The organism is Paramuribaculum intestinale (genome assembly GCF_030759015.1).
Taxonomy (GTDB): domain Bacteria; phylum Bacteroidota; class Bacteroidia; order Bacteroidales; family Muribaculaceae; genus Paramuribaculum; species Paramuribaculum intestinale.
This window is the reverse complement of the sequence record NZ_CP098825.1, coordinates 2299999-2322857: the sequence shown is the minus strand read 5'-3', so window position 1 is coordinate 2322857 and position 22859 is coordinate 2299999. Positions and strand designations below refer to the sequence as shown.

Genomic DNA, 22859 nt, shown 5'->3' with positions numbered 1-22859 from the left:
ACTAATTTTTCTCATGCAATTCATCTCATGTTATAATGCACTAAAAATGAGGGATTGTATATCCAAGACAAATATTCGGTAAAGCAACTACACCGTCAATAGGTGAACATTTCAGGTCTCCAATAAGTAAGGATAATCCAACTTTCATGAAGAATCCGGATTTACGTTGAAGTCGGTATCCGATATTGATTGTACCAATAATGTTAGGTCGGAAAATTTTTTTACGGGTTGAGTACCTTTCAAAATCCAATACTCCATCTTCTTCTGAAGGGAAGAAGATAGTTTTATAATGCAGCTCGTCTCTATTGACCAGATATGTTGTCATGCCAAATCCTATTTCAAATTTGCTGGCACGTTTACCCAAAATTGCATTGATCTCGAAAGGAATACTTATTCCCCGGCTTTCCGCATCATAGCTGGCATAACACCCATCCAGCCCATCATCTCTACTCCAAGAAATGTCAGTAAAAGCAAGCCCCAATGAATAGCCAAGTATTCCACCTGCCTTAAAACGGCTGTCAAGCCCCACTCCAATGCCTGTTGAGGTACCTAAAAATTGACCGTATAGATTATAGCCATGGTCGGTCTGTCCGAAGACAGATCCAACCATGACTAAAAGAAAGGCTAATAAGGTAATTCCTCTTTTCATTATTCCATTTATGGTTTACGTGTAATATCAACAGTCGTTGTATTAGAGTCCTTCCCCTCAGTTCCGTAGATTTGAAGGATTGTTTTCGCTTCTTTGAAACCATCGGGCATTTTGTCGAGGATTATCTTGACAACTCCAGGATCCGTGATTTTTGCCGTGAATTTGCAATCAGCATCGAAATATTCCCCGTTCTCGTTTTTGGTGGCACCAACCAGATTAAGTGATTTGTAGTTGGTGCATTTGAGCGTCACTTCACCGCCTTCTCCATCAGAAGTAATCTGAATCTGGTGGTAGAAACTTGGGTCGAAGGCCGCCTTAACACTCTCTGCCGGGGTAGCCGTAACTTCCCACAGCATTTTTGCGGGTTCGTCCTCGCTGCATGAGGCGAACACAATGATGGCAAAACACACCATCATCATTAGTTTTAATTTTGTAATCATGTGGTCTTTTATCTGATTGAAATTTGTTATTTATAATTGAGATGTTTACGCGTAATAGTTACCATTGTTGTACGCGTATCTTTACCATTGATTCCATCTATTTGTAGATAGCATGATTTTTCTGCAAAATCCACATCTTCCATATAGTCAAATGATATTCTTACGGTTGTTGGATCTATAACTTTTGCTGAAAACCGACAATCAGAGTCAACGTATTCCCCGTCTTCATTCTTTTGACCATATATCGACAGTTCGGAATAATTGGAGCATTTCAAAATAACTTCAGCGGCATAGCCTCCGACAGTTATCCATACTGGAGAATTATAATCATAATGAATAGATGTCTCCACATTTCCTGCCGGTTTGCCGGATACTTCCCACAACATTCTTGCAGGTTCGTCCTCACTGCATGAGGCGAATGCGAGTATCGCTATCAGAGCGACAATCAGGAATTTAATTTGGTTCATTATTATATTTTTATAAGAGTTTGCCGCTTTTGTCCATACGTAGTGTTATGGTTACGCTGTTACCGGAGCGTTTGAATGTCTGGTTATTGCATGATACCTCTTCAAGTGTGGCTTTGCCACCTGATACTGCCGGAGGACGGTTGGCGATATATTTTATGTGGCATTTCAGCTCAATCTTGTGTTTGTTGAACTTCATGGTCATCTTAGAGATACCATTGGCCTCGCTTCTGTCTTTCGACCATTTCATATCGTCCTGATCAGGAAGTTCAGCAGTGAAAGACAGAACCTTTCCTCCATTTGCATTTTTCACATCATATTTTATCTTTGAGTGTGAAGCATCACCCTCGATAGAAATTCCATTAACAAATTTATTGTTATCAAGAAGGCTTTTCCCATTGTGGTCGAGACAATTCACTATTATCTGACAAGCATCCGTGGAGGTTGATATTGGTTCATATCCCTCTTTATCACATGATGTCAATACAAGTATAGACATTATGAAGAAAGTTATTATTCCGATTGTTTTCGATTTTTCCATTGGATTGTTCTATTTGATTATTTCGTGTATTGTTTCCTGAATGAAGTCTGTTAAATCAATCGTGCAGACTGATTTCGATTGGGCTGCAACCACACCCGCGCCGGAAGACACATTGCTGTATCCCCATATCGGGTCTCCAAAACCGTAGTCTCCAAGTTCGGTAAGAGTACCGCTGTCGCGCTGCCAAATATAGTTGGCCCAGTTATAGTAGGAAGACGACACGGAGCTGACAATCAAATTGACGTTGCAGTCGGGTATCTCACCTTTTGGATAGCGGAACCAGCAGTTGTCAAATTGAAGATGCAATGTATAACTTTTTCCTTCAAACTGTCGGTCTGAGAAGAATGAGAAGCCTTCAGCATCGCCACCCATGATAGACTCAAAAATACCGATATGCTCCCTGAAAATTGGTTCCATATCATATAGCAACAAGCCTATCGCAAACCCATAATTTCCGCTTGCATCAAAGTCGTCCAACTCTTCATCGGCTTGAAAATCACTGTTGAATGAAAATTTATAATAATTTTCTCCTTTGGGATCTTCAATCCGAAGGTCAATCTTTAGTTTGAACTGGGTGAAAACCTCTTCATTGTCAGATTCCCAGCAACTGACATCATAAGCCTCCCAAGTAGCAGTCGGCGCCGGGATAGAAGCCGGGATAAGTACGTCGGCCTCACCTCTGCCAACCGCAGGACTTTCGGCAACAATCCTTATATTGTCGCCCTCCTTCGGGATATAGGAGTCAAGCTGCAACTCCCCATTGGCATAAATCCTGACTTCGGCATCCCTGACTTCGGATTTTTCGGAACTGTCGGTGTAAAGCCTTGACTTTGAAATTTTAGCCTCTACAGGTTCTCCAGCGGTTATCAAGGAGTTGACGCACAATGCCGGAGTATGGGGCATATCCGGTGTGAACGCCTCCTCGCATCCTGTGAGGAGCGGTAATGCAAGAAGTGGATATATTTTTTTCAGAATAACCATGTGTATGAAATCGAGGGTATGACAGGAAGAAGTTTGACACGTTTGAATACCGGTTCACTGGTGATATAGTATTCGCCGGGTTTTGACACGGCAATATCTTGGGTTCCACGCTTCACTGCAACAGTGTTCATGTGGCAGTATGCGTTATAGAGACCGAATGTCCAGTACCCACGTTTATTTTTGACAGTACAGCTTAAATCCAGACGATGGTAGAAAGGCAATTTATAACTGTTAATGCCGGTACCCAATGGCGACTCTCCGGCTCCGAACCAATCGGTGGTGTCAAATTCAGGATCATCCCACACTTGATTCAACAGAGTGAATCTGTTGCCTGAATGTCCCACCCACGAAGCGTTGATCTGCACCTTGTCGCTTATTTTCCAATTCACCATTATATTTATCGTATGGCGGTTATCGAATTTGGCTGGAAATGTGCGCCCTCCGTTTTTGTCGGCAAACGTGCGGTCTGCCCACGCTAACGAATAGGATATGTGCCCTGTCACCTTTCCGAATACTTTTTCAATTTTGAAATCAACGCCCTTAGCCGTACCTTTACCACTGCAAAGTTGAGCGTTCCATAAGTCGAGAGGGGGATGCAGGTAATACTCATCCTTGTATTCTACAAGATTATCCATCCATTTGTAGTAGCCCTCTACTGACACTGCATAAGTCTTGTCAGGAGATTGCCAATACCCACCCACGGATATTTTATCAGCTGTCTCCGGCTTGAACTTTCCGCTGATCGGTATCCATTGGTCAGTAGGGAGTGCAAGATAACTCTGGCTGAGTTGGTGTACGTATTGAGTGGTTCGGGCGTATGCAAATTTCACCGCCCAGTCTTCATCAGGACGATAACTGAGTGACAATCTCGGAGACCATCCGAAATTTGTCTTTTCCCCGATATTGAACAACGAGCCATGGAAACCGGCGTTCATTCTGAACTTGTCACTTATTTTCCAATCATCCTCAATATATGCGTTGACTTCATTCGCACCATAGGCCCATGTTGAATCACGGGTTGACAAATGTGTCGTCCCAACCTCGTATAGGCGTGATGTTCGCGCCGGTAGGAATGAATGTCGGGTGTATCCTGCGCCGAAACGGACGCGGTTGTTGTCGTTGGGACTCCAATCGAAATCACCACGAAATATCCAGTCATTTATATTATTGTCTGTATTGAGGACAGTATGCGATTCTTCCATGTGTTCGGAGGATTTATCTCTACTGATATAATCATGCTTCATGCTGGAGAAGAAGCGGGTGTATGCGGCAGTGAACTCGGATGAAAGATTATCATTGAAACGGTAATTGAGTCCGGCTTGTGCGAGAAGGTTTCCCCAGTGCATGTCAAACCGGTCATCATAAAACGACCCGAAATAATTAGGCTTGTCATAGCCCTTGTCTTCCGTACCGGTTTTCAGTTTGTCATCTCCGAAATAGAAGCTGACAAAGGCGGTCGCCTTAGGTGAGAACCGATGCTGCACACGGGCGTTGAAATCCATAAAATAATAGTTGAAGCGTAGTTTCTCATCTTCATTCTGCGAATTGGCAATCGCAACAAACGGAATGGTGAGCACATCAAACCAAGAACGGCGCAACCCAACAAGATAGGTTGTCTTCTTGCCTATCGGCCCGGAGATATTGAAAGCTCCCGATGTCAGGCCGAGACGTGCGGACCCGTGATGACCGTCGCGGTTGCCGTTTTGCAGACGCACATCCATAAAAGAAGACAGACGACCATCATATTTCGCAGGAATGGAAGACTTGAAAAAATCTATGTATCTTATTATATCGGTATTGAACGCTGAGAATAGCCCGGCAAAATGATTGACTTGATAGAGAGGCACATTATCAAGCATATAGAGGTTTTCATCAGCGTTTCCGCCATGAACATACATCCCTGCCATACCCTCCGTGCCCTCAGTTATGCCCGGCTGGGTCTGCAAAGCCTTTATCACATCTGCCTCACCGAAAAGCACCGGTGTGTTGCGCACTTCATCGGCGGTGACTTTCTTAGCTCCGATTTCGGCAGTCTCAACCTGCGGGGCTTCAAGACGCGATACGACAACCACTTCATCAAGCATCGTGGATTTAATCGAGGGTTCACATACACTTGTCACAGGAGCGGAGACAACCGGAGATTTGATCTTTTCAGTCTTTGCCACTTTCTTCCTTCGCTTCAAGACTATATTGTTACCCTTGATTTTATACTCAATGGGAGTGGCTGAGAACATTTCAGACAGCACGTAATTCAGTGGTTTGTTCTTGGCTTTGACAGTGACACGTATATCTTTAAGCAGTTCCGATGAATACACAAAGTTTTTGCCAGTCTGTTCCACAATAGAGCGGAATACAGTTGCGGCAGGTTGATTGACAGCGCGAATGGTCACATTCTGCGCAAACACAACCGACACACAGCAGAAGGCTCCAATCAGCAATGACATCAAACGCTTCATTCCTTTACTGACATTTGGGTTTCAAGAATGTCGTTGATCGTGGCTACAAGGTCAACGGCGTTACCTTCGTAGTGTAGTGAAAGACGATACTCCCCGGCATTCTCCGGAACATTGATAACCTCAACGCCATACACCTCTTTAATTTTGGAAATGACGGTAGGGAGCGGCGTGTTTTCAAAATCAATGATTTTGACAGTCTCCAGCGATGCAGCAGGTCTGACTGATTCATTGACAATCTTATCAGCCGTGTCTTTCAATTCGTACTGATGATATATGATAGCCGCTGTCGCCGACAGGACTACAACCGAGGCAACGGCTGCCGCTATTTTGAGACCATTCCATTTTAAGGCTGGTTTTATATTCAACCGTTTCCAACTCTTTTCAACGGAGAACTTCCCTTTGCGGTAACGCTTTGCTATGTATGTTATTTCTTCATTCATAATGGTTGTTCAAAAAGTGTCCCGGGATTTGTCCCCGTTCACTTATATGACGCAACCACTATCCTCAGGTCCTATCCGGAATTAAAATTTTTATAAAAAAGGTAGGAAGAATGGCTTGTGCCCGGTTGATAACGACTCTCTGAGCCGGGCAAACGCTTTTGTCATCTGGTTCTTAACAGTCTTTATAGAGATATTCATTTCCTCGGCAATTTCCGCATTGGTCAGTCCATCACGCTTGCTCATCAAGAATATTTCACGGCATTTCTCCGGAAGTTCATCAATCGCCTTCCATATCCTTGCATCATGGAAAGAGGTGTCTATCACCTCCTCGCATACTTCCGGGATTGTATCAATGTTTTCAAATTCCTTTTTCCCTCGAAGGAAGCTCACACATTCATTTCTTACACATCGGTAGATATATGAGTTGAAATGTTCAATCTCTGCACCCGACGAGAGAGCTTGCCAAGCCTTCATGAAAGTATCCTCCACAATGTCCTCCGCATCGTCGGCATTATCAACGATACGGAGTGCGTACATACCCAATGGCAAATACAGTCGTCTGAAATATGTCTCAAATTCTCTCGAAGTAATCATTGTGTCATTATCGATAGGCTATACGGCCTCAATATAAAAGACGCAATACCCTTGAAAAAGTCCTATGAAAGAAATAAATAATTACCGTCTTGGAAAATTCAGAGAATGTAGTAGAATCCCAATTATATTCTAATTAAATTTAGGTTAGGATTATTTGTTTTTGTTTATCTTCTCCTCTACCAAACGAATACGTGCTTGAAGTTCCTCAGCAGAAGGTAATAGATTCGTTTCATTAATGGTATTGACATTGTCATAAGAAGCCACTCCCATCGGTGTATGTACGCCCCTGAACGCCCAACGTACCTCAGTCTCATCCTTGTCACTGCATATCAGCAATCCGATGGTTGGATTATCATCGGGTCCTTTCAATAATTCATCGACTGCACTTACATAATAGTTGAGTTTACCTGCAAATTCCGGTTCAAATGGCCTTATTTTGAGTTCTACAACCACATATGCTTTCAGTTTGATATGATAGAATAACATATCAATACGTCGGCTACGGCCATTGACGATAAACTCTTTCTGCCGACCAACAAAAGCAAATCCGGTTCCAAGTTCGAGAAGAAAACGGGTGATGTTCTGCTCAAGAGCTGTTTCCAACTGTTCTTCCTGATAATTCTCAGGGACTGTCACAAAACTGAAATCGTAGTTGTCTTTAGTAATTTCCTGCGCAAGTCGGCTTTGCGCTTCCGGCAGGTATTTTGGAAAGTTTGAGATGGCTTTGCCTTGCTTCTCATATAATTTGGCCTTCATTGAATTTGCCAACGTTTGACGGCTCCATCCTCTTGTTACGCATTCTTTTAGATAGAAAATGGCTTCGTCTAACGATTCGCATCCGGTTACAATGTCTGTCTGATGACGCCATGGCACAAGTCCGAGAATCATTGGCAAACTATCTTCGTTCAATTCTGCCCCAACCTGTGGCAGCTTTATTAATGATTGGATTTCAGCATTTTGCAATTCTGCCCCAAGTTGGGGCAGTTTTTCGGATGCTTCAGATGTGGAGAAAAACAAATACCATTGTTTCATCCTCCACATATTGCGGCTACTGAATCCTTTTTCATTAGGGAAAGCATCTTGCAAGTCAAAGCTAAGTTGCTCAACAACTCCTGAGCCCCAACGTTCCTCTGCTTTCCGTATTACAAGGTCACGTCCAATGCTCCAGTTGAATTGCAATTTTTCATAATTAACCTTTAGAGCCGCTTTTATCTGAGCCTCCCTATATCGCTTTATTATATCAGAAAGCCATGATGAGTAATCAGAGTCAATTCTGAAATCCTTAACTCTTACGATATATGGGGTGTCTTTTGTCTTATCCATATGCAAAATTAGCAAATTATTCTGATTCTCAGAAATTAATCTCTGTCAATCAAGGAGATTGACCAATTCTTTCTTGATGTCTTCGTCGATGTCTCGGTAGCGGGCGAAGGCCTTGCTACCTTCCTTGTGACCGGACAATGCTCCGACAAGGCTTGGGTCTTTAACCTTCTTATAGAGGTTGCCGACGAATGTGCGCCGTGCCATGTGGCTGCTCGCTATTTCATTCAGCGGTTTACGCTCCTCTTCGCCGGTCTTGGGATTGAGGACAGTGACAACACGTGTGATACCGCAAAGTGTAAAAATATCCTTGATTGCCTGATTGTATTTCTGTGTGCTGATGAATGGGAACAATCGACCCTTCTCATCCACTCCTTTGTATTTCCTGACAAGAGCCTTTGCACGACTGTTCAGTGGCACACGCACAACCTCCGGTCGCTCTCCCTTTGTCTTGTTGGGCATATACTCTACCGCGCCATTGATAATGTTTTCGGGTGTCAGTTCCATAAGGTCAGACACTCGGCAACCGATAAGGCATTGGAAGATGAAAATATCGCGTTGCACCTCCAGCGATTTCTTGAATGAAAAATCGCGGTCAGCAATTTTGTCACGTTCCTCCAATGTGATGTAATACGGCACACCATATTTCTCCGCGCCGATACTTGTGCAGGAGGCAAACGGAGTGCGAGTGATGTATCCACGCTTCACACACCAGTTGAAGAAAGCACGAAGCCGTTTCATAATGGCAATTACGGCATTGTGGCCACGCTGCTCCGGCTTGCGAGGCTTGCGCTTTGTCTCCACAACATCTGATGCGTCCTTATATATGGATGGATATTTCTCATAGATTCTGGGCTCATCAATGACAAACTGCTTGAAATCGTCAACCATCGCCCCGTTAAAATCTTCGAGAGTCAACTGAAATTTCTGCCGGGTTGATTTTCGCTTGTATTTCTCATATCTATCCAACAGCCGGGCCAACACTTTATAGTGGCTTGACAGTTTTGTACCATCCTGTGTGGTGTCAAGATATTCATTGAAGGTATCGAATAAACTGCGGCTGACAGGTACCGTCTCAAACAATTCCGGATGATTGTGACGCATTATGGCGTCCTCAAAGAATTCCTTGTTGAGTTGATTTGCAGGTGTGTTTACGCTGAGAGAGATCAATCTGCACTCCAATGATGAGAGATTGTCACTGATAATTTGTAATTTTGCAAGCGTCTTGCGGTCGGCACGCGGCATGATAAATTTACCTTCACGGAATCGTGATGGTTCGATAAACACACCGCTTCTGAGACGCAGACGCAATTCGCGTGACACGGTAAGACGGAGCATGATTTCAGACTCACCGTTGCCATTTACTTTCGAGGAAAGAGACCTTGTGATTGTAGCCATAAGGAGAGGGGGTTAAAAGTTATGGTACAAAATTAATCAAAATTGTCCACGCACACAAATTTCCGTCCACGGATTGTCCACATCTTTTGCGCCTACTTGCATCTGCTTGATATAGAGATGCAATTTGCAAATATGCAAATCAATACATAATATACTGATATTCAAGACATCTATAATATTGCCGTTTGAATACCGATATTCAACCAAATTCAACGAGATTCACTATTTTGACTCCAAGTGGGACCACTTATTCAAATGTTAAATTAAGGCAAAACGCTGATTATCAACATAATCGGCGTTTTGCTTTTTATATGCCCTATGCACGCCGATGAAGAACGATGAGGAATGAAGGTTCCCCGTTGGTGCCAATGGCTTGCGAGAGCCTGCTGAATGGGTATCCATGGCTGAGATTTATACTCATTTCATTATTCTTCAACGATTTGCATAGAGAGAGTCGGAAGCGTCTTTATTATCTTCGCGTAGAAAATTCAGTATGGTCTGAAAGAAATTTGAGGACTTGCGGAGGAAAAAATGTCTTCGGAGGATTTTTCAGCGAAAATCATTTTGGTGCCAAATTGGTGCCAAAAACAGTGCCAGAAATTTTTGGCACCAATTTCTCTGAAATCCGTGGCACCAAAACGCATATAACACACTGATATACCTGTTGTTGCAAAGACTAAAATCACCTCCGGAAAGGCTTCGTTTCTTGACGATTTAACCCTCTTTACTCATAGAAGAAATGAAGAAAGACCGATTGACGGTGCTGTTCTATCGAAGAAGCACCGTGACAAAGACAGGAGAATGTGCGATTCGCATGAGAATTTCTGTGAACGGCACAAGAATTGATTCCAATACGGGGAAGTATATCGACCCTGCTCTCTGGAATCAGTCAAAGGAACGCGCCAAAGGCACGTCCAAAAACGCGATAGATTTGAACGACTATATCGACGAGACGAATATCAAGCTGTTCAAGCTGTTTCAGGATATGCAATCGGAAGGTGTTGTCGCAACCGCGCAGGAACTTCACAACCGATTTTTCAATATCGGCGTCCACAAGGTAGTGGAACGTATGATAATAACGACATTTCAGGAACATAATCAGGAATGCCGTGCATTGATGGGCCGTGATTTCGAGCTCGGCACCATCAAAAAATACGAGACCATTACCCGACTGCTTCAGCGTTACATCAAAAAGAAGTATGAAGTCGAAGACTTGCCACTGACAAGTCTTGACCGCGACTTCGTCCACGGTTTTGAGATGTATCTCAAGATTGACCGTAACCAGCAGCAGAACACTGTGGCGCGTTACATGAAAGGTCTGAAGAAAATCACCAACCGGGCCCTTGCAAACGATTGGATTACCAAGGATCCGTTTGCCGGAATAAAGGTCCGAACGGTACAGACCAATCCCACATTCCTCACCCTCGATGAACTCCATATAATATATAGGAGGCACTTTGACGGTGTACTTGATGTGGTCAGAGACATGTTTGTAATGGCCGCTTTCACCGGACTGGCGTTTATTGACATCTCCAATCTGAAAAGAGAACACGTTGTCGAGGACAACGACGGCAACATGTGGATTCGCAAGCCACGCCAGAAAACGGATATTGTCCAGAATATACCGCTGCTTGACATACCCAAAGCCATACTCAAAAAATATGAGGACAATCCGAAGGCGGCTGAAAAAGGAACGCTTCTACCGGTTCCCTGCAATCAGGTAATGAACCGCTACCTGAAAGAGATAGGAAACATCTGCGAGATAGGCAAGGTTCTCACCACTCACGTTGCCCGCCACACCTATGCTACAGTATGCCTGTCACAGGGGGTACGTATCGAGAATGTCTCGAAGATGCTCGGACACACAAGCATCAAGATGACCCAGCACTACGCCCGGGTACTTGATTCCTCAATCATGGAGGATATGCAGAATATCCGAGAGGTCATGGCCGGAGACCTCTTCACCAAAAAGAAACGGGGCCGGAAGAAAAAACAGTAACCACCAAACGACAACAGAGGCAAGAGTCCGGTTAAGGATTCTTGCCTCTGTCATATTCAAGGATTGCAAATTACATTGCGATAATTGCTCATCAAGAGATTATCGACATCTTTTTCGGAATAAAGATACTTGCCGCCTATCTCATAGTAAGGCAACATACCGCTATTCCGGTAGTCGTGAAGAGTGCGTCTGCTTACTCTGAGCCGTTGCGCCAGTTCCGCGTCCGTGAGATAGGCATCGTTATTAAGGATAGGACGACAATTCTCGCAGATATGATTCAGAGCGTCTTTAAGTTCCTTGCAACGACTGAAAAACATCTTCACCCTGTCATTACGTTTGGTAAATACAATTTCAATCATATTTTGGCCTTCTGCATGATTATATATTTCGCAATATCGCTTGCGAGATACATTACCCTACCGTCAATCTGTATGAAAGGAATTTTTCCTGCCGCTTTGAGATTGTTAAGATGGCGGGTGCTCATTCGCAATATTGCGGCGGCTTCGCCGGTAGTAAGGAGGTCATCCGGTTTCTTTGAAACAAGGAGTCTGGAAATTGTCCTTACCAATGAATGAAGATATTCCACCTGCTCGAACATTGATTCCAGAATATCCTCATCAATCTCTACTGTTCTCATCCGTATATCTTGGCGGCTTTGGCGGAGAATGTCACGCCGAAACGGTTGTCGATTACCAACGATTCGCAGAACTTGCGGCCTTTGCGGTCGATGAAGCCGTAGATGGGCGATGTGTATTTGTATCGTACAAGCTGCTCGATGTCCTTGTCGGTCAGGTCGTAGCCGTGGAAGTGGCGCGGGATTGAGAATCCGCAACATTCACAGGCTATTGTAGCCGGGAACACGGTCAGCCCGTGGTTGCCGCATTTCGGGCAGGTGTAGCCCGAAACCTTGCTGGCAAAGGATTTCTTGTCGGTGATGAGCGAGAGAATAAGGGGATGAAGCCAGTTCTCATAATCCCTCATTACAGGCTTTGTGGGTTTGCGGTTCTCCGCGAGCGCGTCAGCCTCGTCTATCTGGGTGATGTACTTGCCGATGTCGGCGAGTTCGAGGTGGCCGGCGTGCGAAAGAAGCACACGCGCCTTCTCCGTCGGTTCAATGTCGCCAAGCAGATATTTTACGAATCCGTTGTCGATGAGACGCTGGAGGCAGGCTCCGCAGTCGCGGTAGCTGCTCACGGGAAGAAGCGAGGGTGTATCACCACCTGTGTTGACCAGTTCATTGAGGTCGTGCAGAAATGTTGCGGCGGTCAGGGTTTCGGGTGAGTGCTCCGAGAACGAGTAGATGCTCACACCTGAGATTGTAAATTCTATATTACCCGTTACACATTCCGCATCATCGGGCAGTTCGGCTGTGCCAAAAAGACCGACACCTTCGATATTTGCCGCGATTCCCACCTCTATACATCTTGCTGAGTCAAAAGCCATTTCTGTACGGATGTTGATGAGTTCATACACACGCTGCTCGTCGTCGCTGAGAAAAAGAGGTGTACGCTCGGTGGTGATGATTCCGTGGCAATAAGGTATCTGCTCTTCGGGGCAGAACGGAAACGCCTTTGCCTCCGGGAAGCGACGTTCAATGTGACGTTTCAGATGATGAGGCAGCGAGGAGACCGAGGTGCGGGGTGAAGATATAAGCCCTTTCTCGAAAAGAAGGTCTGCGGCCGCCATTGTTCGGGCGGGCAGGAATCCCAGTTCCTCGATAGCCACCTCCTGAAGGGTAACCATGTTGAGCAACTCGTGTCGCCACTCCACCTTCGGGTTGACCTCCACGACCTCAGCCATGACAGTTTTGCCATTAAGTTTCATGAACTTGTCATACAAGCTCTGAGCCTCTGATTTCTTTGTCCAGAGTTCAGCCGGTGCCAACTGGACAGATTTCCCATTCCAATTTCCGGTGATGCCGACGCCATAGCGGGTCTTCTTTGGGAGCTTGACTTTCATGTTGTCGTAGCTGTTGCAAAGGAGCCAGAGCGCGGCGATGTCCATACGCTCCATCGGGAACGACTGCTTGCCATACATCTGGGCGAAAGCCTGTTCCACATTGGCACGGAACAGAAAGTTCATTCCGTGGTGAACGAAACCGGAGCGGGCTATACGTGTGATGTTGCGGCCTGACTCGCGGTTACGGTAGGCATAGGTTATCGCCCGGTTGCTCAGTGTGGTCAGCCACATACGGCTGATACGGCGTCCGGCTTTTGCTGCCTGACATAGAATAGCGAATAGAGCCTGAGCCTCACTTCCGTTGTTTGAGGCGAAGATGACCTCTGCGGCCTGCTCGACAAGAGCCTGAAGCCTGACGACCGTGCTTTTGTCCTCGTCGCTGACCTTGAATTTACCTCCCACATTGTCAGCACGGATACCGTACAGGTATCTCTTGGGGATAAAAGGGAGCGTCTTGATGAAGTCGCTGCCGCCGGCGTAATACTGAAACGGAGCCGGCTCGACGAGACTGGACTCGACGGAGGTGATGACGATGCTGCCGGTGTCGTTGGTGTAGTCGCCGTTTTCGGTACGGTCTGTGCAGTTGAGGGCACGGGATACAGCGAAGGCGATTTGAGCGGAGTGTGCGATTACGAGATTCATAATATTATTTATTTTATTGATTATTACTAATTTGAATTATTAAAAGAGATTTCGGAAAGACATGGGGAGAGTCTGCCTCCCCATGTCGGTGAAGAGGACAGCCATTAGAGAATGGCAGGTATTATGTCAGTCGGGGATTATAATTTCGGTCCCTTCAGTCTGAGCTGCTGCTCTTGCTGCTGTTCGTTCTTGGGAGCCGTCTGACCCCTCTGGAGCGGGTCTGTGATGTTTTTCGTAGCCTCATTGGTCTTCCCCTGATTGTTCACGGCATACTGTGTCTTGCTTTCTTCGGCCACACCGACAACATTCTTGTTGTCGGCATAGTGATATTCAGTGACCGGACGCTGTTTCTCCTTGTTGAACTGGAGAAATACCGTGCAGGGCTGACCCTGCTTGTCAGTGACATTTACCATCTCGATCTTTTTACCGGCCATATAGTCAGCAATCTGCTGTTCTGTGAAATGTGTAGAACCCCACTTGGTAATACGTTTGGGGTTGCCATCAGAATCAACCCATGTATTACGTTGTTGTGTCTCTCCGGACTGCTCCTGTTTGAGCGACTGCGTGCGGACGAACTCGACATCACACTTGTCGGCATTATACTGGAGGTCGCTGGTAAACTTGCGTCCGTTGTTCAGCTCGATTTCCTTACCATGTACCACGCCGCCGTCTTTCAGGATACCTATCTCTTTCATCGAAAGCTCGGTCTTGCCGATGTGGTTCTTTATAAAGATTTTATCCACAGGCATGGCCTCGATTTCGTTGGTAAGACGGTCAACGCTGACCAGACATTTCTTCATCTCCCCTGTCATGGGGTCGGCAAGTTCCACAACTTTGCCGAGGTTGCCGGTTTTGAGAAGCTGCTCCTTATCTTCTTTCGAGAACTCGTAGCCACGGAAGGGAACATCAAGTTTGGGCTCGTTCTTGATGAAGTGTGGCGCAAGTGTAAAACTTCCGTCGGGTTGCTCCTTGAAGGAAAGTCGGGCATCAAGAGTGAATTTCTCATCTCCGAACTGTGGGGTGACGGTAAAAAGCTGGGGCGACTTGTGATTGTAGAGCATCGACTGTAGCGCGCCGGACTGTTCGAGTGTCTCTCGCTTAACGCCCCACTGCTGTTCGATGGTGGCCCAGTCAATCCTGTTGGGGTCAACGGGAGTCGCCTTGGCTGCGGTGGTTGTCACTTCCTGACTGGCCTGCACACTTTCCTGTTCAGGCTTAGGCTCTGCTTCCGGTTCCTGCTGTACTTCCGTCGTGGTCTGTTCCTGTGCCGGAGTCTGTTCTTGTGTCTGAGCCACAGGCTTCACCTCAACCTCGTAAGGCTTGAGCATCTCGCCGTTTGACGCCGGGTCTTGGATTAGGTCGGCCATTGCCGGAGCGATAGCGTCATAGCGGTCGGCAGGGAGTTTGAAGAAGCCGAACAGCGATGGATTCTGCACCTGACGGATGAAATTGGAGATGAACGCCTCGATGGGGTTCTGGTTTTTGTTGAACTTAACGAGATCGCTCAACTTGGCAGTCTTGGCGTCTGCCATCTTCGGGGTGCCGTCGGGGTTCTGACCGACGACTGCGCCTACCTGTCCCGTCTCGTTGTTGCGGGCAATCAGCACTTCCTGTTCCTGGATATTTTCCATAAACTTATATAGGGGGATTTTATGGCACCTTAGCTGGTGCCGAGGTTATTGAATCTTTCATTGCGGAGTTTTCTACGCTCCATTCCTTCCGGGCTGCGTGAACTGACAAATGTACGGTCGATATATTCCTGCACCTGATGCTCGTAGTGGAATACCACTGAGCCGTCCTTGCTGATCATATACTCGATTTCATCGTCAGCCCTTAGTTGTCGGATTTTTCTCACGCTGAAGCCGAATAGCTTCATCACATGCTCGGTGAGATAAATCATGCGGCCGTTGATTGAGAGTATGGGAGGCTCTTTCTTCTTCATCATGCACCTGAGCATCTCAAGCATGATTCTTATCGCGGCCTTGGCGAACTTCGGGAATGTTTCCACGTCGTTATAGTCAATTTCAGTTTTTTTCATTTTGCGTTTCGTTTTCGATTACGATGCAAAATTACAGAGCCTGTATCCCCCCGTTGGGAGAGTACCCCAAAGCAGCCCTCTCGTAAATTTTATCTCACTGATAATCAGTCTTATAAAATTGTTAAAGTGCAAATTTTGGGGTACTAACCTTTTATAATTATTTGAAAGACAGGCGATTTATGTACTTCAAAAGTATGTCGGAACAGGGATTGAATGGAAAATGTCGCTTGTCGTGTCACATTGAGGCATTGCGAGGCTACCGAGTACCATAGTCCCCGGAAATGATGAATGCCTCTTTCATTATGGTTTTCTTTGCAGTGTGAAAGGATTCACGCCCTATAATTTCCCCCAACCTTTTTATGAAAAGAAAGAATGATGGCCGAGGCTACGACCTCGACTATTATAATCTGTATCTGCGCCGTTACCTGACGGTGCATCATTTCCCCGAAGCCGATGATGACCTGCTTATTGCCGCACGCGCCGAAGCTGCGGCTAACATTTATGTGGAATCAAGGCTGGCCGGGGATGAAGTCTATATATCCTCCGAGAAAGCCATTGCCCGTCTGCTTGATGGCTTTGAGATTTCGCCATACGATTTTGTAAGCGGCATACTTGCAGACGAATTTTCGGATCATATTTCTCTTGATGAACGTTCCATCGAGTTCTGGACTTATACGCTACTGGAAGAATTGCAGCAGGAGTTCAAAGATGTGGAACTGAGCGAAGAATATCTCAACACCAACGAAGGTGTGATTCTAAAGCTGGTAATCTCCGGTCGGATTGCCGAATATTTCGACGAATATGGCCTTTAACCGATTACAGACCATGCGCGACAACATTGAGGCTATCAGGCTTGTCCTGAAGCTCGGTGTTGCCGGACGCACAGCGCAGACTCCCGAAGAGCGGGAGATACTGCACAAGTATGCCGGGTTCGGCGGGTTGAAGTGTATCCTCAATGATGCCAATGAGTTGGCGGATGCAGCCAAGTGGAGCAAGTCGGATATTGAATTGTTCGCACCTACGGTTGAACTGCGTCGCCTTATCCACGACTATTCGCATGACGACAAGGAGTTTAACCGCTATATGGAGTCGCTGAAAGCGTCAACGCTGACGGCTTTCTATACCGACGACCGCATTGTAAATGCTCTCGCTGATGCACTGAAATATCAGGGTGTCGAAGTTAAAAAGTTTCTGGAGCCGTCGGCCGGTCAAGGTGCTTTCATTGATTCATTTCTACGGATTTACCCCGGCGCGGAGTGCCTATCGTTTGAGAAAGATTTGCTGACAGGTAAAATCTTACAGGCTCTGCATCCGTCCACTACTGTGAATATTGAAGGCTTTGAGCGTATCGACCCCGATTTCGACGGTTATTTCGATGTAGCGGCCTCAAATGTTCCTTTCGGTGATTTCGCGGTTGCAGATCCTAAATATGCAACGAGCAAGGAAATTGGCTACCGTCAGGCGGCGAAGTCGTTGCACAATTACTTCTTTCTCAAAGGTCTCGACCAAGTGAGAGAGGGAGGTCTGATTGCCTTTATCACATCGCAGGGTGTGATGAACGCGGCTTCGCCCTTTATAAGAATGGAACTTGTGAAACAGGCTGACCTTGTGGCAGCTCTGCGTTTGCCCAACAATACTTTCAGCGAAAACGCCGGAACTGATGTTGGCTCTGACCTGATTATTTTCCAGAAGCACACAGGGAAGAAGTCATTGTCGGCTGATGAGGAATTTTTCATCCAGTCGGTTGTTGACCGAGGTACGAAAGTTCCGGGCAACAAGTTCTTTCAGGCTTTTCCGCAGAATGTAATCTGTACCGATGCAAAGGTTGGTACTGACCAATATGGCAAACCGGCTATCGTGTACCACCATGACGGTGGTATCAACGGCATAGCCGAGGATTTGCGAAAGGCACTTGACGAGTCGTTGCACCTGCACCTGAATCTGGAATTGTATAATTCCAACGGTATCAAGCCGCCTACGCCTGACCCGGTTGCTCCAACTCCTACGCCTAAACAGGAGGTAAAGGAGAAAGCTCCGAAAGTGGAAAGGAAGTCGAGCCTCACCAATACGCCTCTGATGCAACAGTATCAGGAGATGAAAAAGAAACATCCCGATGCTGTACTGCTGTTTAGAGTGGGCGATTTCTATGAGATTTTTGGCGAGGATGCGGTAAAAGCGTCGGAGATTTTAGGTATTACACTCACCCGCAGAGCCAACGGCAGTGACAAATATATAGGGCTTGCCGGATTTCCACATCACGCGCTCGACGCATACCTGCGTAAGCTCGTAAGAGCCGGGCAACGTGTGGCTATCTGTGAGCAGCTCGAAGACCCGAAGCTGACAAAGACCGCCAAGCAAAAGGTCGTAGAGATTGTTACGCCCAATGCCGAAATACAGAAGGTTGAGCAATCCGAGAGTGTGCCATCTACACCCATTCCGGAACAGGCGAAGGAAATAGAAACCGACGGCGGCCCGGATTACTCCGACAATCCCGACCCGCATCTGTTTGCCTATAACCTTTTCGGAGAACTGGAGCCGAGGGACGCGCCAAAACACCAGCGTCCCGCCGTGCCAAAGAAAGAGAAGGAGGAAAAGCCGGTCGAAAAGCCGAAACCGTGGGCTGATGCCAAACCGTTACCCATAAACAAATTCCGACCGCTCACTGACAAGGAGCTGGAATTTTACGGTTCTCTGAACTGGGACGATAATCCGCCTATCAACGGATTCTACGAAGCGATGATGTCAATCGCATACGCCCAGCTTGCGGAACGTGAGCGTCAGGCGGCTGAAAAAGAAGCCGATAAGGATTATAAATCCGAAACTATCGTCGAGGGTGGCACTGTAATCGAGAAAACCGAAGGCTACTTCATTCCCAGCAGACAGCCAATAGTGGAGGCGAAAAAGCCGGAGAAGGCCGAGGTGGATATGTCACCCCGTCCTTTCTCGGAGGATATTCAGTTCTTCCACCACAACGGCAGTATGGTGGTGCAGGACGGTCTTGTGGGCTTCCTCTCGGAAGTCCGCAAGAATGGTGCTACATTCAATCCATTGGAATTGAAGCCGGAACAGGCGAAACGCGCCATGCTCTATGTCACTCTGTCGGAAACTTATCAGCAGCTTTATAACTATGAGGCTGAGACCCATGAACCGTCAGAACATCTGCGCGAACACCTCAATCAGTATTATGATGAGTTTGTGGAGAAATACGGCAACCTAAATGAGAAAAAGAATGTAAAATTTATCCTCATGGATGCCAACGGCAGGGACGCACTGGCATTGGAGCGGGGCGAGAATGGTCGGTTTGTCAAGGCTGACATTTTCGACCATCCGGTATCATTCGCGGTTGACGAGGTTACTTCGGTGGATACACCGCTGGAGGCACTGACTGCATCACTTAATAAATATGGTGTCGTCAACCTTGAATATATGTCATCGCTTGTGGATATGGATGAGGATTCATTGGTAGATAACCTTGAAGGACACATATATTATAATCCGCTTGTCAGCAGCTATGAGGTCAAAGACCGTTTCATTGCTGGAAATGTAGTGGCAAAAGCCGATAATGTCAGGGCATGGATTGACCATGAGGAAGAACGGATAAAGGACTTTCCCGGATATGACGGTGTAGAACCTTTCATAGCATTGTCGAAAGATTCGCTCAATGCGTTGGAGGAAGCACGGCCCCGCCGCATCGAGTTCGATGAACTGGATTTCAACTTCGGTGAGCGATGGATTCCAACGGGTATCTACTCCGCTTATATGTCATATCTATTCCACACCGATGTGAAGATTGCCTATTCTTCATCTATGGATGAATACTCGGCGGAGGCATCAAGAAAGAACATGACCATCTGGGAGGAGTTCTGTGTCAGAGGCTATTACCGCACATACGATGGAATGAGCCTGTTGAAACACGCACTCCACAATACCGTACCCGACATCAAAAAGTCGGCAGGTAAAGATGAAAACGGCAACGACATCAAAGTGCCGGATAACGAGGCTATCCAACTCGCCAATACCAAGATTGACGAAATCCGAAACGGATTCAGCGAATGGCTCGAAGCCCAGTCGCCGGAGTTCAAGGAAAAACTCGTTGACCTCTACAATGACAAGTTCAACTGTTTCGTGCGCCCTCAGTATGATGGTTCACATCAGACATTCCCTGAGCTGAATATGAAATTATTGGGTGACAGGTATGGAATCCACTCCATTTACCAGTCGCAAAAAGACTGTATATGGATGCTGAAACAGAACGGAGGCGGAGTGTGCGATCACGAGGTGGGGACAGGTAAAACACTGATAATGTGTATAGCAGCGCGTGAAATGAAACGTCTTGGGCTGGCTCACAAACCGATGATTATCGGCTTGAAAGCCAACGTCGCCGAGATTGCCATGACATATCAGAGTGCCTATCCCAATGCCCGGATACTGTTTGCCGATGAAAAGAGTTTCAAGGCTGACAACCGCGTAAATTTCTTCAATCAGATCAAGAACAACGATTATGACTGCGTGATAATGTCGCACGACCAGTTCGGGAAAATCCCGCAGTCGCCGGAGATGCAGCAACAGATTCTTCAGGCGGAGCTTGATACGGTTGAGGAGAATCTTGAAGTGCTGAAACAGCAGGGCCACGATGTTAGTCGTGGTATGCTCAAAGGCTTAATCAAGCGTAAGGAAAACCTGACCGCCAAGATTGCGACCATTCAGTACCAGATGGATCAGAACAAGGATGCTGTCGTTGACTTCAAGCAGATGGGTATCGACCACATTTTTGTGGACGAGTCGCACCAGTTCAAGAACCTGATGTTCAATACCCGACACGACCGTGTGGCGGGATTAGGCAACTCGGAAGGCTCACAGCGTGCGCTGAATCTTCTCTACGCCATACGCACCATTCAGGAGCGGACGGGCAAAGACCTCGGTGCTACTTTTCTCAGCGGTACGACAATCAGCAACTCGCTCACCGAATTGTACCTGCTGTTCAAGTATCTACGCCCGAAAGAGCTTGAAAGGCAGGATATACGGTGCATCGACGCTTGGCTGGCGATTTTCGCAAAGAAAACAACCGACTTCGAGTTTAATGTCACCAATAGAATTGTGCAGAAAGAGCGTTTCCGTTACTTTATCAAAGTGCCGGAGCTTGCGGCATTCTACAACGAGATAACGGATTACCGCACGGCGGAGGATGTAGGCGTTGACCGTCCTGCAAAGAACGAGATACTGCATAATATTCCTCCGACGCCGCAACAGGAGGACTTCATCGAGAAACTGATGAAATTTGCCGAGAGTGGCGATGCCACCATACTGGGGCGAGAACCGCTGTCACAGACCGAAGAAAAGGCGAAGATGCTTATTGCCACAGACTATGCCCGCAAAATGTCAATGGATATGCGTCTTATAGACCCTTCGTATGACGATGATCCCGGCAACAAGGCCAGCCACTGCGCCCGGATGATAGCGGAATATTATCGGAAGTATGATGAACATAAAGGCACACAGTTTGTATTCAGTGATTTGTCAACATACAAGCCCGGGGAATGGAATGTCTATTCCGAAATCAAACGAAAGCTGATAGAGGATTACGGTATCCCGGCACATGAGATTCGTTTTATTCAGGAATGTAAGACCGACCGTAGCCGGAAAACACTGTTTCAGGCGATGAACGATGGCGATGTACGCGTGCTTTTCGGTTCGACACAGACGCTTGGTACGGGAGTAAACGCTCAAAAGCGGGTTGTCTGTATTCACCATCTTGATATACCTTGGGTGCCGAAAGACCTTGAACAAAGAGACGGCAGAGGTCAGCGACACGGCAACGATGTCGCAAAACTGTACGCAGGGAATAATGTTGACATTCTGATATATGCCGTGGAGAAAACTCTGGACTCCTACAAGTTCAACCTTCTTCACTGCAAGGCAACATTCATCAGCCAGCTCAAACGTGGCGCGCTTGGAACAAGAACAATCGACGAGGGCGCGATGGACGAGCAGAACGGCATGAACTTCTCGGAATATATGGCTATTCTCAGCGGCAACACCGACCTTCTCGAAAAGGCTAAACTTGAAAAGCGGATAGCGGCACTGGAGTCTGAACGCAAAGCCCACAACAAGGGTATCTCCGATTCCAAGTTTAGGCTCCAGACCATCAGCCACGACATTGCCAACAACGAGGCGGCAATAAGTCGTATGAAGGAGGATGCAGCCCGATATGCGTCGGTTGTCCAGCGAGATAAAGACGGCAACCCCGTCAACAATCTCACTATCGACACTTGCAACCTCCGTGACGAGCAGAACATGGGTATCCACCTTCAAGGTCTGGCGATGAAAACCGACACCCACGGACAGTACAAGCGTATCGGAGAAATCTATGGCTTCCCCATCAGCATTATCTCCGAGCGTAATTTTGTTGACGGCAAGGAGACCGTTCAGAACCGCTTTGTGGTCGAAGGCAACTACAAATACAAGTTCAACAACGGCTTCATAGCAATGTCCGACACCCATGCCGCCTGTATGAACTTCGTCAACGCATTGGAGAAGATACCCGGCATCATCGAGCAGTATGAGGAACGCACCGCCAGACTCAAAGCCGACGTTCCCCAGTTCGAAGCTATCGTCGCCAAGCCGTGGGGCAAGGAGGAAGAACTGAAAGGTTTAAAATCCGAACTTGCAGCCCTTGATCGCAGGATTACCGCTGAACTCACACCAAATAAAGAGGAACAGAACGGCGAGGAAAACAAGCAGGAAAAGGATTCACAAAATGTCTCTGTTGCTGAAGCTAAATCTAATGGCAATAAGGAGTCAATGGTTGCAGAACCATTTTCAAGGTATCGTGCCAGAGTTCCAATTTTTGGGATGTGCCATCCCAAACTATAATTAAAAAATAACTAAAAATGGGGTCTGGCGAAAGTCGGATCCCATTTTCATATTCAGACAATACA

Annotated in this window: 18 protein-coding genes; 3 read left to right on the top strand and 15 right to left on the bottom strand. The window is 46.7% G+C overall.

What is annotated here, in order from left to right:
- Window positions 1-40: 40 nt before the first annotated feature.
- The 10 genes from NF347_RS10515 to NF347_RS10470 form a co-directional block, all read right to left on the bottom strand.
- A complete protein-coding gene (locus NF347_RS10515) occupies window positions 41-649 on the bottom strand; it encodes a hypothetical protein (RefSeq protein WP_107036797.1) in 609 nt (202 codons plus the stop codon).
- Between the two features lie 8 nt (window positions 650-657).
- Entirely contained in the window at window positions 658-1089 is a 432-nt protein-coding gene (locus NF347_RS10510; RefSeq protein WP_107036798.1) for a hypothetical protein, read from the bottom strand.
- A 26-nt stretch (window positions 1090-1115) separates the two neighbouring features.
- Window positions 1116-1556 (bottom strand): hypothetical protein, encoded by a 441-nt coding sequence (locus NF347_RS10505; protein ID WP_107036799.1) that lies wholly within the window; start codon window positions 1554-1556, stop codon window positions 1116-1118.
- A gap of 10 nt (window positions 1557-1566) precedes the next feature.
- Entirely contained in the window at window positions 1567-2094 is a 528-nt protein-coding gene (locus NF347_RS10500; RefSeq protein WP_107036800.1) for a hypothetical protein, read from the bottom strand.
- Window positions 2095-2103: 9 nt separating this feature from the next.
- Window positions 2104-3075 (bottom strand): DUF4249 family protein, encoded by a 972-nt coding sequence (locus NF347_RS10495; protein ID WP_107036801.1) that lies wholly within the window; start codon window positions 3073-3075, stop codon window positions 2104-2106.
- Window positions 3063-5531, bottom strand: a complete 2469-nt coding sequence (locus NF347_RS10490) for a TonB-dependent receptor domain-containing protein (protein ID WP_107036802.1) — start codon at window positions 5529-5531, stop codon at window positions 3063-3065. The genes NF347_RS10495 and NF347_RS10490 overlap by 13 nt, the downstream gene beginning before the upstream one ends.
- Window positions 5528-5971: a hypothetical protein gene (locus NF347_RS10485; RefSeq protein WP_107036803.1), complete on the bottom strand. Its 444-nt coding sequence runs from the start codon at window positions 5969-5971 to the stop codon at window positions 5528-5530. Before NF347_RS10485 ends, NF347_RS10490 begins: the two co-directional genes overlap by 4 nt.
- A 90-nt stretch (window positions 5972-6061) precedes the next feature.
- Window positions 6062-6565: an RNA polymerase sigma-70 factor gene (locus NF347_RS10480; protein ID WP_107036804.1), complete on the bottom strand. Its 504-nt coding sequence runs from the start codon at window positions 6563-6565 to the stop codon at window positions 6062-6064.
- 150 nt (window positions 6566-6715) lie between these two features.
- Window positions 6716-7888, bottom strand: coding sequence for a PDDEXK nuclease domain-containing protein (locus tag NF347_RS10475; RefSeq protein WP_107036805.1), 1173 nt, complete (start codon window positions 7886-7888; stop codon window positions 6716-6718).
- 45 nt (window positions 7889-7933) lie between these two features.
- Entirely contained in the window at window positions 7934-9283 is a 1350-nt protein-coding gene (locus NF347_RS10470; protein WP_107036806.1) for a site-specific integrase, read from the bottom strand.
- Window positions 9284-10022: 739 nt separating this feature from the next.
- On the opposite strand from NF347_RS10470, the gene NF347_RS10465 reads away from it, so the two are divergent.
- Complete coding sequence (locus NF347_RS10465; RefSeq protein ID WP_107037097.1) at window positions 10023-11282, top strand: site-specific integrase; 1260 nt, start codon at window positions 10023-10025, stop codon at window positions 11280-11282.
- Window positions 11283-11338: 56 nt separating this feature from the next.
- Here NF347_RS10465 and NF347_RS10460 read toward each other — a convergent pair whose 3' ends face one another.
- The 5 genes from NF347_RS10460 to NF347_RS10440 all read right to left on the bottom strand — a co-directional run bounded on the left by NF347_RS10460 (window position 11339) and on the right by NF347_RS10440 (window position 15921).
- Entirely contained in the window at window positions 11339-11641 is a 303-nt protein-coding gene (locus tag NF347_RS10460) for a helix-turn-helix domain-containing protein (protein WP_107037098.1), read from the bottom strand.
- A complete protein-coding gene (locus NF347_RS10455) occupies window positions 11638-11919 on the bottom strand; it encodes a helix-turn-helix domain-containing protein (protein WP_161553892.1) in 282 nt (93 codons plus the stop codon). Before NF347_RS10455 ends, NF347_RS10460 begins: the two co-directional genes overlap by 4 nt.
- On the bottom strand, window positions 11916-13883 hold the full coding sequence (locus NF347_RS10450) for a DNA topoisomerase (protein WP_107037096.1): 1968 nt from the start codon (window positions 13881-13883) through the stop codon (window positions 11916-11918). Before NF347_RS10450 ends, NF347_RS10455 begins: the two co-directional genes overlap by 4 nt.
- 137 nt (window positions 13884-14020) lie before the next feature.
- Window positions 14021-15514: a DUF4099 domain-containing protein gene (locus NF347_RS10445; protein WP_306254223.1), complete on the bottom strand. Its 1494-nt coding sequence runs from the start codon at window positions 15512-15514 to the stop codon at window positions 14021-14023.
- Window positions 15515-15543: 29 nt separating this feature from the next.
- Window positions 15544-15921: a hypothetical protein gene (locus NF347_RS10440; protein WP_123399794.1), complete on the bottom strand. Its 378-nt coding sequence runs from the start codon at window positions 15919-15921 to the stop codon at window positions 15544-15546.
- 359 nt (window positions 15922-16280) lie between these two features.
- Between NF347_RS10440 and NF347_RS10435 the strand changes: the two genes are divergently transcribed.
- Both NF347_RS10435 and NF347_RS10430 read left to right on the top strand, forming a co-directional pair.
- The gene (locus tag NF347_RS10435) at window positions 16281-16733 is read left to right on the top strand and encodes a DUF1896 family protein (protein ID WP_107037089.1); all 453 of its coding nucleotides are present in this window, start codon (window positions 16281-16283) and stop codon (window positions 16731-16733) included.
- Complete coding sequence (locus tag NF347_RS10430; RefSeq protein WP_306254218.1) at window positions 16723-22794, top strand: MutS N-terminal domain-containing protein; 6072 nt, start codon at window positions 16723-16725, stop codon at window positions 22792-22794. Before NF347_RS10435 ends, NF347_RS10430 begins: the two co-directional genes overlap by 11 nt.
- Window positions 22795-22859 lie beyond the last annotated feature (65 nt).